This is a genomic window from Neobacillus niacini (genome assembly GCF_036961885.1).
Lineage (GTDB): Bacteria > Bacillota > Bacilli > Bacillales > Cytobacillaceae > Neobacillus > Neobacillus niacini_H.
Genome location: NZ_JBALNQ010000010.1, coordinates 256,474 through 270,354, shown reverse-complemented (window position 1 = coordinate 270,354; position 13,881 = coordinate 256,474). Strand labels below are relative to the sequence as shown.

Below are 13,881 nucleotides of genomic sequence, written 5' to 3'. Positions count from 1 at the left end.
ATTAAAGTACAATATGATATAATTGCTAAAGCCTATCATATTACTTGTATATATTTAAAATTTATTATAGAGGTGTAAAAAAATGAGGATTTCAACAAAAGGACGCTACGGATTAACAATAATGATCGAACTTGCTAAAAATCAAGGTGAGGGACCGACATCCTTAAAATCAATTGCTCAAGCAAACGATTTATCTGAACATTATCTTGAGCAGCTCATCGCTCCATTAAGAAACGCAGGTTTGGTAAAAAGTATCAGAGGTGCTTACGGTGGATATATACTTGCGCATACACCTTCAAAAATCACTGCCGGTGATGTCATTCGGGTACTAGAAGGCCCGATTACACTCGTTGAGGGAATTGAGGATGAAGCACAAGCACAGCGGGAACTTTGGATTCGTATTCGGGATGCCATTAAGTCCGTCCTTGACAATACTACCCTAGAAGATCTTGCAAGTCATAGTGAAGATGCGGAAGTAGACGGTTATATGTTTTACATTTAAGGTTAAAAATAATAGAGAGAATTTTTTTGATTGAAGGTGGAATGATGGAAAGAATCTATCTCGACCATGCTGCAACAACTCCAATGCACCCCAGGGTAATTGAAAAAATGGTGGAAGTTATGAATACTAACTTTGGCAACCCATCAAGTATTCATTCATTTGGAAGAGAAGCACGACACTATATTGACTTAGCGAGAGAAACGATGGCTAGGAGTATTGGTGCAAAGGAAAATGAGATTATTTTTACAAGCGGTGGTACTGAGGCAGATAATATGGCATTATTTGGTGCGGCTGAAAGCAATCTGCATAAAGGAAAGCATATTATTACGACTATGGTAGAACACCATGCTGTTCTGCATGCAGGTCAGCGCTTAGAAAAAATGGGATATGAGGTAACCTATTTACCGGTGGATGAGAAAGGTGATATTTCTCTTGATGAACTTCAAAAGGCATTAAGAGAAGATACGATATTGGTTTCAATCATGTACGGCAATAATGAAGTCGGAACCATCCAGCCTATTAAGGAAATTGGCGAACTGCTCAAAGCGCACCAGGCAATATTTCATACTGACGCAGTCCAAGCTTATGGAATTGAAGCAATCAATGTGGATGAGCTCCAAGTGGATTTATTGTCTGTTTCCGCACATAAAATCAATGGACCAAAGGGGATTGGTTTTCTTTATATCCGTGACAAGGTTAAATTGGTACCTCGTGCCTTTGGCGGTGAGCAGGAGCGAAAAAGGCGGGCGGGAACGGAAAATGTGGCAGCCATTGTCGGTTTTGGGGAAGCTGTAAAAATAGCATCTGAAGATCGATCTGCAAAACGGAAAATGTATCAGGAATTTAAGGATACCTTTATTCAGCGCCTGTCCGAACATGATATTGAGTTTTCCATAAACGGAATGCTTGAAAATTCATTGCCTCATGTATTAAACTTAAGCTTTCCGGGAACGAACGTGGAGGCGATGCTGGTGAACCTTGATCTAGCTGGAATAGCCGTTTCAAGTGGATCTGCTTGCACCGCTGGTTCAATTGAACCTTCACACGTCCTGGTTGCTATGTTTGGCAAAGAATCAGAGCGGTTGATCAATTCTATCCGTTTCAGCTTTGGATTTAATACGACTGAAGACCAAATCATCAAAACAGCTGAAGAAACGGCAAGAATTGTGACACGTCTGAAAAAATAAATGTAGTGATTTTTTCGGTAAGGCTGTTTTCGTAACGAATCTAGAAAATAGTCTTCGGTATAGAGAGGTGAGAAACATGGAAAAAAAGGATCCAAAAAACACACGAGTGGTGGTCGGTATGTCTGGCGGTGTTGACTCCTCCGTTGCAGCGCTGCTATTAAAACAGCAGGGCTATGATGTCATCGGAATCTTTATGAAAAATTGGGATGATACGGACGATACTGGATTTTGTACGGCAACCGAGGATTACAACGACGTTATCCGTGTCTGCAATCAAATTGGTATTCCTTATTACGCTGTTAATTTTGAAAAGCAATATTGGGACAAGGTATTCACTTATTTCCTTGCTGAATATAAGGCGGGACGGACGCCGAACCCAGACGTTATGTGCAATAAAGAGATTAAATTTAAAGCTTTTCTTGAGCATGCGGTGAAGTTAGGGGCTGATTATCTAGCAACCGGTCATTATGCTCAAGTCGAATATCGTGACGGAGAATATAAAATGCTCCGTGGTAAAGATGAAAATAAGGATCAAACTTATTTTTTAAATCAATTATCTCAAGAACAGCTTAGCAAAGTCATGTTCCCAATTGGTAATCTTGAAAAGCCTAGAGTACGGGAGATTGCGAAGGAAGCAAACCTTGCTACTGCAGCGAAAAAAGATAGCACGGGGATTTGTTTTATTGGTGAGCGGAATTTTAAAGAGTTCCTTGGTGAATACCTGCCAGCTCAGCCTGGAAACATGGAAACCATGGATGGTGAAGTTAAAGGCAGGCATGACGGCTTGATGTACCATACCATCGGTCAGCGCCATGGGTTAGGAATCGGTGGTTCAGGCGAGCCATGGTTTGCGATTGGAAAGGATTTAAAAAGAAATATCCTTTATGTTGGTCAAGGTTTTCATAATGAAAAGCTTTATTCTGACTCCATTCTTGCTGATGATGTCAGTTGGGTTTCAAATCGGGAAAAGCCAGCGGAGTTTACGTGTACGGCAAAATTCCGATATCGACAAGATGACAGTAAAGTTACTGTACAGATTATCGGCGACAACAAGGTCAAGGTTATCTTTGATGAACCAATCCGTGCGGTTACTCCAGGGCAGGCAGTTGTTTTTTACAACGGTGATGAATGTCTTGGCGGAGGTACCATCGATGAAGTTTATAAAAATGGACAACGATTGACGTATGTTGGCTAAAAATTGACCCTGATTCCGGTTGGAATCGGGGTTTTTTTATAGGATTATAATGGTGATTTTGAGTTTTGGATGTTTTTTGTGGGGGTTTGGACACTTTTTCGATGGTTATGGACATTTTTCAGCTGCTTTTGGACATTTTTTGAAGGGTTTTGTACATTTAGCCAAAATATTCCAAAAAACAACTCGAAAATGGTACTCAATAATATTCCAAAACACACTGAAAATTTACTCGTATATGGTATACTCTAAAATTAGAACGGAGTGATTATTTACGATGGATAAAAACCAATTAGGTGTTCAATACATGCAAGAAGGCAAGTGGGAAGAGGCGGCGAAGATTTTTAATGAAGTCATTGAAGAAAACCCGTCTGACCCGATTGCGTACATAAACTTTGGTAACGTGCTATCCGCTGTCGGTGACGATGAAAAAGCATTGAAATTTTACGAAAAGGCCATTGAATTGGACGAAAATACGGCAGCTGCATACTACAGTGCAGGTAATATATATTTCAGTAATGATCAATTTGAACAAGCTAACAAAATGTTTGAAATGGCAATGAAAAAAGGTCTGCAGACTAGTGATAATTATTTCATGCTTGGTCTTACCCTCGTACAGCTTGATCAAGGGAAATTTGCTCTTCCTTATTTACAAAGAAGTGTCGAGCTCAATGAAGAGGATGTAGAAGCACGTTTTCAATATGGGTTATGCCTTGCTCAGTTAGAATTAATTGATGAAGCGATTGTTCAGCTCGAAAAATGCGTAGAGTTAGATCAACAACACGCTGATGCCTATTATAATTTAGGTGTGTCATATGCCTTTAAAGAAGATGCACCGAAAGCAATCGCGATGTTCGACAAGGCGCTAGAAATCCAGCCGGATCATCTTTTAGCTGGACATGCAAAAAAACTGATTGAATCAGCAAAATAACCATCATAAAAAATGGGGAAGGAGGAAGCACCCATGGATAAGCAAAGTTCACTGGATTTATTTGCCGAGCAAGGAAAGTTTGTAAAAGGGAAGCATCTGGTCACGATTTTTCATAATGAGCAGAATCTTTACACGGTACTAAGGATTCGCGTCGAAGAAACAAATCATGAATACGATGACAAGGAAGCCGTAATTACTGGCTATTTTCCAAAGATTCATGAACATGAAACTTATATATTCTTTGGTGAATTTAAGGATCATCCTAAGTTTGGCATGCAATTCCAGACGAAGCATTTTCGTAAAGATATTCCCCAAACAAAGCAAGGTGTTGCGGCTTATTTATCAGGTGAACTGTTCAAAGGGATTGGGAAGAAGACCGCAGAAAATATTGTGGAAACATTAGGAGAAAAGGCAATTACGAAAATTCTCAATCAGCCCTCATTACTTGAATCAATCCCAAGGCTTCCTCCGGATAAGGCGAAAATGCTGTACGACACCCTTATGGAGCACCAAGGGTTAGAGCAGGTTATGGTTGCTTTAAACCAATATGGCTTTGGACCGCAGCTTTCGATGAGAATGTATCAAACCTATAAGGATGATACCCTAGAAATAATCCAAAAGAACCCATATAAGCTTGTAGAGGATATCGAGGGAATTGGTTTTGGACGGGCAGATGAGCTTGGTTTTCAACTTGGGATTTCAGGCAGCCATCCCGAACGGATAAAAGCGGCTTGTCTATATACACTCGAGAATGAAAGCATGCAGAATGGCCATGTTTATGTACATGGTGAGGATTTACTTATCCAGGTTAAAAATTTGTTAGAAGAAAATAAGCGTGACCAAATAGAATTTACCGATATATCAACAGAGATCGTGAAACTAGAAGAAGAGGGTAAATTAATTGGTGAAGAGAAGAGAGTGTATTTGCCATCGTTATATTTTGCTGAAAAAGGACTGGTAACGAGTATAACGAACATCCTTGAACAAACAGAATATAACGAGCAGTTTCCTGAATCTGAATTTTTGCTTGCGTTAGGGAATCTTGAGGAAAGACTAAACGTTCAATATGCACCAACACAAAGAGAAGCCATTCAAACGGCCCTTATGCAGCCTATGTTGATTTTAACCGGGGGGCCAGGAACAGGTAAAACCACTGTTATAAAAGGAATTGTTGAGCTATATGCAGAATTGCATGGCTGTTCTTTGGAGCCTCAGGACTACCATAAAAAGGATGAGCCTTTTCCTTTTCTGCTTGCTGCTCCAACTGGTAGAGCTGCAAAAAGAATGAGTGAATCGACTGGATTACCTGCGGTCACGATCCACCGCTTGCTTGGCTTTAATGGAACTGAGAGTATTGATCATGACGAGGCAAACTCACTTGAAGGAAAAATCCTGATAGTAGATGAGACGTCGATGCTGGATATATGGCTTGCGAATCAGTTATTTAAAGCATTGCCTGATAAAATTCAGGTTATTCTCGTTGGCGATGAGGACCAGCTGCCTTCTGTTGGACCTGGTCAGGTGCTTAAGGATATGTTGAGATCAGAAACGATCCCAACGGTGAGATTAACAGATATCTATCGTCAGGCTGAGGGATCATCCATTATTGAATTGGCACATGACATAAAAAAGGGTTATTTGCCTGCAAATGTTACCTTGAAGCAGCCAGATCGTTCATTTATTAGGTGTTCAACTGCTCAGATTCCACAGGTGATTGAAAAGGTTGCCCTTAATGCCAAAAATAAGGGCTATTCCGCAAAAGATATTCAAGTTTTGGCACCTATGTACAGAGGTCCAGCAGGCATTGACCGCCTTAACGTATTGCTACAAGAAATATTTAATCCCAACCCTGATGGCACTCGGAAGGAAATTGCTTTTGGAGATGTGAAATATCGTATTGGTGATAAAGTGCTTCAGCTAATCAATAAGCCGGAAAATAATGTTTTTAATGGCGATATTGGAGAAATTATTTCGATTATTTATGCAAAGGAAAATACGGAAAAACAAGATATGGTATATGTTTCTTTTGAAGGGAATGAAGTTGCCTATACTCGGCAGGATTTAAATCAAATAACCCATGCCTATTGTTGTTCTGTACATAAATCTCAGGGCAGTGAATTTCCGATCGTCATTCTGCCAATTACGAGAAGCTATTATCGGATGTTACAAAGAAATCTCATTTATACTGCGATTACAAGGAGTAAAAGATCGTTGATCCTGTGTGGTGAAGAAGAAGCACTACGAATGGGGATAGAAAGGGCAGATGAACAAAGCCGACAAACGACCTTAACCCAAAAGCTTCAGGAGATGAAATCAACTAAGAATACCGACGACGATGAGGCACCTAATGAAGAAGAAACTACCCTATCAATAGCGGAAAAATTAATGCAAGTTAATCCAATGATTGGCATGGAAAACCTTACACCTTATGATTTCATGTGAATAAGTCGAAACTATAAATGTTCACAGGAGGTGGGACACTCTTTTGCGAACATTTTCTTTATTAAAAGGTCAGCCTGTCTTTGAATCGAAGACTGGCGCAAAAATCGGTGAAGTCACGGACTTGTGTATCACGAACGAAGGGGTCGTTAAAGGCCTAATGGTCAAGAAAGGCGTTTTCTTCAAGCAATCCTATTTTCTGGACATACAAGATGTGGCATCTTTTGGCGGGGATGGGGTTATCATTGAAGATCGTGATTTCCTGGTAAGACTAAAAACAAATCCAGAATATACCCTGTACCATCAACACTCACTTAATGGAAAAATGCTGCTATCAAAAAGCGGGGAGTCACTTGGCCTGTTGCAGGATGTATATTTTCATGAAGAATTGGGCACAATCGTAGGGTACGAAATTACGGATGGTTTCTTTTCGGACATTACAGAAGGGAAACAGATCATACAATCCGAGAAGCCCCCTGCGATCGGAAAGGATACCATCATCGTAGACGTAAACCATACGTGAGGTGTCTTTTCATGCTAAAGTGTCCCAATTGTCAGAGCAAGGATATCGGCAAAATCGGAATAAACCAATATTATTGCTGGAATTGTTTTATTGAGTTGACTCTTGCCAATGGCATAATTAATACCCATCAAGTCGAAGAGGATGGTACACTTAGTTCCCTAGATGACTTGTTTGAAGAAGAAAAACGTCGTTACACCATATAAAGCGCGAAGCACCTTAAAAGGGAAAAAAGCAGTTCATTTTTTCCTTGGGGCTGAAGCTAGAAGTAGTTAAAGTTTTAGAACTGTCAAACTACGCAAAGAGGTGAGACGTATGAATAAAATTATGACTTCCGTGGTTGCATTTGGAGTGGGTATGGCAGCATATAATGTTGCACAGAGAAACAACATGATGTCAGCCCGTCAAATGAAACGAATGCAAAGAAAAGTTAAGAGAGCTTTATTCTAAAAATGTATCCCCCTCTTTTTGGAGGGGGATTTTTGCAAATGTATAAATCCGGTATTTGTCTCTAAAAATAATATCAATAAGGAGGCATGTAACGGTGGATATTCGGGTTAAGTGGTTTTATCGTATTGGTTTTTTGCTCCTTTTACTCATTGCCATTTACATGTTCTTAAAAATTCGCTTTGTTTGGTTACCAATCGTAAACATGGCACTAATTATCATTCTTCCTTTCTTTATTGGTGGGTTTATCACATATTTGCTTCACCCAATTGTTGAAAAACTGCATGAAAAAGGTTTACATCGAGGACTTGCGGTTTTTTCTATCTATTTTCTTTTTTTCGGTGGGATCGGCTTTGGTCTATATAAAGGAATTCCCGCATTCATTTCACAAATACGAGAGCTAGCGGAAAGTGCTCCTATCTTAACAGAGCAATATCGAAAATGGATAATAATGCTCCAATCCCATACGCGTGAATGGCCAGATGGCCTCCAAGAGCAAATTAACGGAGGGATTATTGGATTTGAAAAAAAGTTAGATTCACTACTTACAACCATTGCTGATTCCTTACTACATATTTTGAATTTTGCATTTGCTATTATGATTATTCCTTTTATTGCCTTTTACATGTTAAAAGATTTCACGATTATGAAGCGAGCGGTTTGGTATATTACCCCTAAAAATTGGCGGAGAAAGGGAACGCGATTTCTTCGAGATATCGATGAATCGTTAGGAAGCTACATAAGAGGTCAACTGCTTGTCTGTCTCATTATTGGCAGTCTTTCATCGCTTTTGTTTTGGATATTTCATTTAAAATATCCCTTGCTTTTAGGCTTAATCATTGGTGTCACGAATGTTATTCCGTATTTTGGACCGATTATCGGCGCCATTCCAGCAGTGATTATTGCCGCAACAGGCTCGGTAAAATTAGTGATTATTACAATCGTAATCGTATTTGGATTACAATTTTTAGAAGGTAATATCCTGTCACCATATATCGTTGGAAAATCTCTGCATATGCACCCATTAATGATTATGCTTGCCTTAACCGCTGGAGGGGAAGTTGCTGGGATCATTGGAATGATTGTAGCGGTACCGGTACTCGTTGTCCTTAAAGTCAGCATTCTTCATGCTAAAAATCATTTCATGCGCGAAAAAGTAAAGGAACCCGCGCCATAATGCTTTTATCTAGATTGACAAACGTTTTTTGTGTGGCTATAATCCCTTTATAGAATATTTTGGATTAACATGTTGAAGGACCCAAGTATGTTGTAGTCCATCTTTAAGAGAGGAGCTTCCTTGGCTGTGAGAGGCTCTAGATGAAGGATGACTGAAAGCTAGTCCCGAGTGCAGCTAACCACTGCCGTCTTTGCCGCGTTAAGGCATTTTTTGAGAGATGAGCACATGCTTTTTTGTGTTCATAATCAGGGTGGTACCGCGAGTTCGTTCTCGTCCCTGCTATGGGATGAGGGCTTTTTTGTGTTCTTTTTTACTATTAAAAGGAGGTTAACTAGATATGAAATACTTAACAGGTTCAGAAATTCGTAAAATGTATTTAGATTTTTTTCAGGAAAAAGGCCATGCTGTTGAACCGAGTGCACCGCTTGTTCCACATGATGACCCAACTTTATTGTGGATTAATAGTGGGGTTGCAACACTGAAAAAATATTTTGATGGCCGGGTTATTCCAGATAATCCGAGGATTACCAATGCTCAAAAATCGATTCGTACGAACGATATCGAAAATGTTGGAAAAACAGCACGTCATCATACTTTTTTTGAAATGTTAGGGAATTTTTCGATTGGTGAATATTTTAAAGAAGAAGCAATTGATTGGGCTTGGGAGTTTTTAACTGATAAAAAATGGATCGGCTGGGATCCGGAACTTCTTTCCGTTACCGTTCACCCTGAAGACCATGAGGCATATGAACTATGGAATAAAAAAATCGGTATTCCCGAGGAACGTATTATCCGCCTTGAAGGGAACTTTTGGGATATTGGTGAAGGTCCAAGCGGTCCAAATACGGAGATTTTCTATGACCGTGGTCCAGAATATGGGGATGACCCATCAGATCCAGAACTTTATCCTGGCGGTGAGAATGAGCGTTATTTAGAAGTTTGGAATCTGGTGTTTTCTCAGTTTAACCATAACCCGGACGGGACCTATACACCACTGCCAAAGAAGAACATTGATACAGGTATGGGGCTAGAAAGAATGGCGTCAGTTGTTCAAAACGTTCCGACCAACTTTGATACGGATTTGTTCATTCCAATAATCAGAGCGACAGAAGAGATTTCTGGTGTGAAATATGGTGTTGATAAAGAAAAGGATACCGCATTTAAAGTAATCGCAGACCACATTCGTACCGTTGCCTTTGCTGTTGGAGATGGAGCATTGCCTTCGAACGAAGGACGTGGATATGTATTACGCCGCTTACTACGCAGGGCAGTCCGCTATGCAAAGCAAATCAATATCAACCGTCCATTCATGTATGAACTTGTTCCAGTGGTAGGAGAGATCATGCACGATTTCTACCCAGAGGTAAAAGATAAGACAGAGTTTATTCAAAAAGTCATAAAAACCGAAGAAGAACGGTTCCATGAAACATTACATGAAGGTTTATCGATACTAAGCAATGTTATTAAGAAAGAAAAGGAAAAAGGCAGCAATACAATTTCTGGAAGTGACGTCTTCCGTCTTTACGATACGTATGGCTTCCCGGTTGAATTAACAGAGGAGTATGCAGACGAAGAGGGCATGAAGCTGGATCACGCTGGTTTTGAAACAGAAATGGAATCTCAACGGGAGCGTGCTCGTGCTGCTCGTCACGACGTCGGCAGTATGCAGGTTCAAGGCGGAGTACTTGGGGATATTAAAGTTGAAAGCCAGTTTGTTGGTTATGAGCAGCTTCAAACCAGTTCAACGATTGTGGCCATCGTTAAAAATGGTGAACTAATCGAAGAAGCATTTAGTGGGGATGAGGTACAAATCATTCTTGATGTAACACCATTTTATGCAGAGAGCGGTGGACAGATTGCTGACCGTGGGATGATTTATGCTGAAGATGTTGCCGTTAGCGTATTGGATGTACAAAAAGCACCAAATGGTCAAAATCTCCATCGGGCAGTTGTCGAGTCTGGAATCTTAAAAAGTGATGCAAATGTGACTGCAACGGTTAATCAGGATAATCGCGTGCAAACGATCAAGAATCATACCGCTACTCATTTGCTTCATCAAGCATTGAAGGATGTACTAGGAACACATGTAAATCAAGCAGGGTCACTAGTAGAACCGGATCGTCTCCGTTTTGACTTTTCTCATTTTGGTCAAATAACACCAGAAGAATTAGAGGAAATTGAGAAAATAGTTAACGAGAAAATTTGGAAGAATATTGAAGTGGATATAAGCCAAAAGCCAATTGCAGAAGCAAAAGCAATGGGGGCAATGGCTCTCTTCGGTGAAAAATATGGTGATATTGTACGTGTTGTCAAAGTCGGTGATTATAGCTTAGAGCTTTGCGGCGGCTGTCACGTCCCTAATACGTCTGTTATCGGGTTATTTAAAATTGTTTCTGAAGGTGGAATTGGGGCTGGTACAAGAAGAATTGAAGCCGTTACCGGTGAGTCCGCATACCAATTAATGAATGATCAAGTCGGGTTATTAAAAGATGCGGCTAACAGATTAAAAACTAACCCTAAAGAAGTGGTTAACAGAATCGAAGTCTTGATGGCTGAGATCAAACAGCTTCAGCGTGAAAACGAATCACTAGCAGCTAAATTAGGAAATATTGAAGCTGGGAATCTTGTCTCAAAAGCAGTGCAAATTGACGGTGTTACGGTCTTGGCTGCACGGGTGCAAGCATCTGATATAAATAACCTGCGAAATATGGCAGATGATTTGAAACAAAAAATTGGCTCTGCTGTTATCCTTCTAGGAAGTGTAAATGAAGGAAAGGTCAATTTAATCGCTGCGGTAACGAAGGATTTAATTGACAAGGGTTACCATGCTGGTAAATTGATCAAAGAAGTCGCAACCCGCTGCGGTGGCGGTGGCGGCGGTCGTCCAGATATGGCTCAAGCTGGTGGTAAAGATCCAGAAAAACTCGACTTTGCATTGCAATTTGTAGAAGAATGGGTAAAATCAATTTGATAATAGGACAAAGTAGTGTAAAATGTAGTTAAAATAGGTAATATTGGTAGTTCTCTCCGCTACTAATAATGCGAGGTGCATGTAATGAGTTCATTTGATAAAACGATGAGGTTTAATTTTCCGGAAGAGCCTTTTGAACATGACGTGAACGATGTTCTCCTTCAAGTTTATGAAGCTTTACAGGAAAAAGGGTATAACCCCATTAATCAAATCGTTGGATATTTACTGTCAGGAGATCCTGCTTATATCCCCCGTCATCGGGACGCTAGGAATATCATTCGCAAGCTTGAGCGGGACGAAATTATTGAAGAATTGGTTAAATCCTATTTAAATCAACGACGTGAGGGTTAAGAAATGCGGATTATGGGATTGGATGTAGGCTCTAAGACAGTCGGTATCGCCATAAGTGATGAACTTGGCTGGACTGCGCAGGGCCTCAAAACCCTCAAAATCGACGAAGAAAAAAATAAGTTTGGTTTTGATGAAATTGGTCAATTAATAAAAGAGTATGGAATCAGCCAAGTTGTCATCGGTCTGCCAAAAAATATGAATGGTTCGATTGGACCCCGTGCAGAAGCTAGTAAGCGATACGCTGAACAAATTGAACAACAGTTTGCCGTTTCCACTACTTTATGGGACGAGCGTTTAACGACTATGGCAGCGGAACGGATTTTGCTTGAAGCGGATGTAAGCCGTAAAAAGCGAAAAAAAGTCATCGATAAAATGGCAGCAATGATGATTTTACAAGGCTATCTTGATAGTAAAAATTAATGAGGTGACGTAATGGAACACGGTGAAAATCAAATTACAATTGTAGATGAAAAAGGTAATGAACAATTATGTGAAGTGCTTTTTACATTTGAATCAGAGGACTTTGGAAAGTCTTACGTTTTGTTTCAACAAGTTGGTGGAGTAGAAGACGATGAAGAAGGACCAGAGATTCATGCCTATGCCTTTAATCCTAATGATGAGGATGGCGAAGGAGAATTAATCCCAATTGAAACAGAAGAAGAATGGGACATGGTTGAAGAAATGCTCAATACCTTCTACGATGAGCAAGAAGAAGACGAAGAATAAAACCTTAAAAACGATCCTGAAAAAGGGTCGTTTTTTTGTTATATTTCGAATGCGCTTTCATTTTATTGTCTAGTTCCAGTGTTTATGACCCCGAACCTCTGTTTGAAGCGCTTACACTTTTCGGTGAAAATTGACATTTTTCGCTGTGTATGCTGAAATATATTTGATATGCAAGTACATAATGTGGAAAAAAGAGTTTGAAAGATATATGTTTCACGGCTATATGGGAGGAGCAATTATATGTCGACAGAAGAGTCACATTCGAAAAAAGATGTAATCCGAAAAAAAATGCTTGAGCACCAAAGTGAAGCAAGAATTGTACGTAGAATTGTGTTAACCATTACAATCGTAACACTATTCATTCTCGTTTTTATTGGCGGAGGGAGTTACCTTTACATCAAGTCTGCGTTGCAACCGGTTGACAAGGACAGTAAAGCCCTGAAAAAGGTCGAAATTCCTATAGGATCATCCGTAACAGGGATTTCTATGAAATTACAGGAAAGTGGAATTATTAAAAATGCTAAAGTCTTTAAATACTATGTGAAATTTAAAAATGAAGCAGGTTTTATGGCAGGGGAATATGAATTGAGTCCTTCTATGGAAATTCCGGAAATTATCAATCGTTTAAAAACCGGAAAAGTCCTTCAGCAGGCAGCCTTTCAGTTAACGATTCCGGAAGGTAAGCAATTGAAGGAAATAGCCCAAATCATGGCTGCTGCAGTAAATAAGCCTGAAGAAGAAGTTTTTAATCAACTAAATGATAAAACATTTATTCAGGCGATGATGGGGAAATATCCTGATTTATTAACTACAGATATTTTGAATCCCAATATAAAATACCCGCTTGAAGGATATTTGTTTCCAGCAACCTATCCATTTTATAAGCAGGATCCTACAGTAGAAGAAATGGTAGATACGCTGCTTCAACAAACGAGGAAAGTAGTTGCTTCCTACATGGAGGAAACCGGTAATGAGGAACTTTCAGTCCACCAGTTATTAACGATGTCTTCTTTAATTGAGGAAGAGGCGACGGAAAAAGCAGACCGAAAAAAAATATCAAGCGTATTCTATAATCGAATCGAACAGGGGATGCCGTTGCAGACAGACCCAACTGTCCTTTACGCTCAAGGTAAACACAAGGAAAGAGTCTTATATGAGGATTTAGAAGTGAAATCCCCCTATAATACGTATAAACATAAAGGGCTTCCTCCTGGCCCGATTGCAAATGCAGGAAAAGAATCAATAGATGCTGCCATCCATCCTGAAGATACAAAGCATTTGTATTTCCTTGCAACTGGAGAAGGGGATGTCGTTTTTACCAATACTTTGGATGAACATAACGCTGCAAAAGCAAAATATATTACCAATAATAATTAGATGACGATAATGGGGGAATAGTTTTCTTTCCTCCTTATTTGTGTTAAAATAGTTCAAGTGT

At 39.8% G+C, this 13,881-nt stretch carries 14 protein-coding genes and 1 other annotated feature; all 14 genes read left to right on the top strand.

Going from position 1 to position 13,881, the window contains the following annotated elements; all coding sequences use genetic code 11:
• Window positions 1–82: 82 nt before the first annotated feature.
• The 14 genes from cymR to mltG all read left to right on the top strand — a co-directional run bounded on the left by cymR (window position 83) and on the right by mltG (window position 13,820).
• Complete coding sequence (gene cymR, locus V7124_RS06615; protein ID WP_335487242.1) at window positions 83–502, top strand: cysteine metabolism transcriptional regulator CymR; 420 nt, start codon at window positions 83–85, stop codon at window positions 500–502.
• Window positions 503–546: 44 nt separating this feature from the next.
• Window positions 547–1,689 (top strand): cysteine desulfurase family protein, encoded by a 1,143-nt coding sequence (locus V7124_RS06610; protein WP_335487394.1) that lies wholly within the window; start codon window positions 547–549, stop codon window positions 1,687–1,689.
• A gap of 76 nt (window positions 1,690–1,765) precedes the next feature.
• On the top strand, window positions 1,766–2,884 hold the full coding sequence (gene mnmA, locus V7124_RS06605) for a tRNA 2-thiouridine(34) synthase MnmA (RefSeq protein WP_335487239.1): 1,119 nt from the start codon (window positions 1,766–1,768) through the stop codon (window positions 2,882–2,884).
• Window positions 2,885–3,158: 274 nt separating this feature from the next.
• Window positions 3,159–3,812 carry a tetratricopeptide repeat protein gene (locus V7124_RS06600; protein ID WP_335487236.1) on the top strand — a complete coding sequence of 218 codons (654 nt, stop codon included), beginning with the start codon at window positions 3,159–3,161 and terminating at the stop codon, window positions 3,810–3,812.
• A gap of 33 nt (window positions 3,813–3,845) precedes the next feature.
• On the top strand, window positions 3,846–6,254 hold the full coding sequence (recD2, locus tag V7124_RS06595; protein WP_335487232.1) for an SF1B family DNA helicase RecD2: 2,409 nt from the start codon (window positions 3,846–3,848) through the stop codon (window positions 6,252–6,254).
• Window positions 6,255–6,297: 43 nt separating this feature from the next.
• Window positions 6,298–6,774: a PRC-barrel domain-containing protein gene (locus V7124_RS06590; RefSeq protein WP_335487229.1), complete on the top strand. Its 477-nt coding sequence runs from the start codon at window positions 6,298–6,300 to the stop codon at window positions 6,772–6,774.
• Window positions 6,775–6,785: 11 nt separating this feature from the next.
• On the top strand, window positions 6,786–6,977 hold the full coding sequence (locus tag V7124_RS06585; protein ID WP_335487227.1) for a hypothetical protein: 192 nt from the start codon (window positions 6,786–6,788) through the stop codon (window positions 6,975–6,977).
• Between the two features lie 109 nt (window positions 6,978–7,086).
• Window positions 7,087–7,221 (top strand): YrzQ family protein, encoded by a 135-nt coding sequence (locus tag V7124_RS06580; protein ID WP_335487224.1) that lies wholly within the window; start codon window positions 7,087–7,089, stop codon window positions 7,219–7,221.
• 94 nt (window positions 7,222–7,315) lie between these two features.
• Window positions 7,316–8,395, top strand: a complete 1,080-nt coding sequence (locus tag V7124_RS06575; protein ID WP_335487222.1) for an AI-2E family transporter — start codon at window positions 7,316–7,318, stop codon at window positions 8,393–8,395.
• A 63-nt stretch (window positions 8,396–8,458) separates the two neighbouring features.
• Window positions 8,459–8,676 (top strand) — a binding site (T-box leader).
• Between the two features lie 56 nt (window positions 8,677–8,732).
• Window positions 8,733–11,366: an alanine--tRNA ligase gene (gene alaS / locus V7124_RS06570; RefSeq protein ID WP_335487219.1), complete on the top strand. Its 2,634-nt coding sequence runs from the start codon at window positions 8,733–8,735 to the stop codon at window positions 11,364–11,366.
• An 84-nt stretch (window positions 11,367–11,450) separates the two neighbouring features.
• On the top strand, window positions 11,451–11,717 hold the full coding sequence (locus tag V7124_RS06565) for an IreB family regulatory phosphoprotein (protein ID WP_095250076.1): 267 nt from the start codon (window positions 11,451–11,453) through the stop codon (window positions 11,715–11,717).
• Between the two features lie 3 nt (window positions 11,718–11,720).
• Entirely contained in the window at window positions 11,721–12,137 is a 417-nt protein-coding gene (gene ruvX / locus V7124_RS06560) for a Holliday junction resolvase RuvX (protein ID WP_335487216.1), read from the top strand.
• 12 nt (window positions 12,138–12,149) lie between these two features.
• The gene (locus V7124_RS06555) at window positions 12,150–12,443 is read left to right on the top strand and encodes a DUF1292 domain-containing protein (protein WP_335487214.1); all 294 of its coding nucleotides are present in this window, start codon (window positions 12,150–12,152) and stop codon (window positions 12,441–12,443) included.
• Between the two features lie 240 nt (window positions 12,444–12,683).
• Window positions 12,684–13,820 carry an endolytic transglycosylase MltG gene (gene mltG / locus V7124_RS06550; protein WP_335408836.1) on the top strand — a complete coding sequence of 379 codons (1,137 nt, stop codon included), beginning with the start codon at window positions 12,684–12,686 and terminating at the stop codon, window positions 13,818–13,820.
• Window positions 13,821–13,881: the final 61 nt, after the last annotated feature.

What these genes read in the sequence shown, in the direction of transcription:
- cymR (WP_335487242.1), top strand. Translation starts at nt 83, where the DNA reads ATGAGGATTTCAACAAAAGGACGCTACGGATTAACAATAATGATCGAA.
- V7124_RS06610 (WP_335487394.1), top strand. Translation starts at nt 547, where the DNA reads ATGGAAAGAATCTATCTCGACCATGCTGCAACAACTCCAATGCACCCC.
- mnmA (WP_335487239.1), top strand. Translation starts at nt 1,766, where the DNA reads ATGGAAAAAAAGGATCCAAAAAACACACGAGTGGTGGTCGGTATGTCT.
- V7124_RS06600 (WP_335487236.1), top strand. Translation starts at nt 3,159, where the DNA reads ATGGATAAAAACCAATTAGGTGTTCAATACATGCAAGAAGGCAAGTGG.
- recD2 (WP_335487232.1), top strand. Translation starts at nt 3,846, where the DNA reads ATGGATAAGCAAAGTTCACTGGATTTATTTGCCGAGCAAGGAAAGTTT.
- V7124_RS06585 (WP_335487227.1), top strand. Translation starts at nt 6,786, where the DNA reads ATGCTAAAGTGTCCCAATTGTCAGAGCAAGGATATCGGCAAAATCGGA.
- V7124_RS06580 (WP_335487224.1), top strand. Translation starts at nt 7,087, where the DNA reads ATGAATAAAATTATGACTTCCGTGGTTGCATTTGGAGTGGGTATGGCA.
- alaS (WP_335487219.1), top strand. Translation starts at nt 8,733, where the DNA reads ATGAAATACTTAACAGGTTCAGAAATTCGTAAAATGTATTTAGATTTT.
- V7124_RS06565 (WP_095250076.1), top strand. Translation starts at nt 11,451, where the DNA reads ATGAGTTCATTTGATAAAACGATGAGGTTTAATTTTCCGGAAGAGCCT.
- ruvX (WP_335487216.1), top strand. Translation starts at nt 11,721, where the DNA reads ATGCGGATTATGGGATTGGATGTAGGCTCTAAGACAGTCGGTATCGCC.
- V7124_RS06555 (WP_335487214.1), top strand. Translation starts at nt 12,150, where the DNA reads ATGGAACACGGTGAAAATCAAATTACAATTGTAGATGAAAAAGGTAAT.
- mltG (WP_335408836.1), top strand. Translation starts at nt 12,684, where the DNA reads ATGTCGACAGAAGAGTCACATTCGAAAAAAGATGTAATCCGAAAAAAA.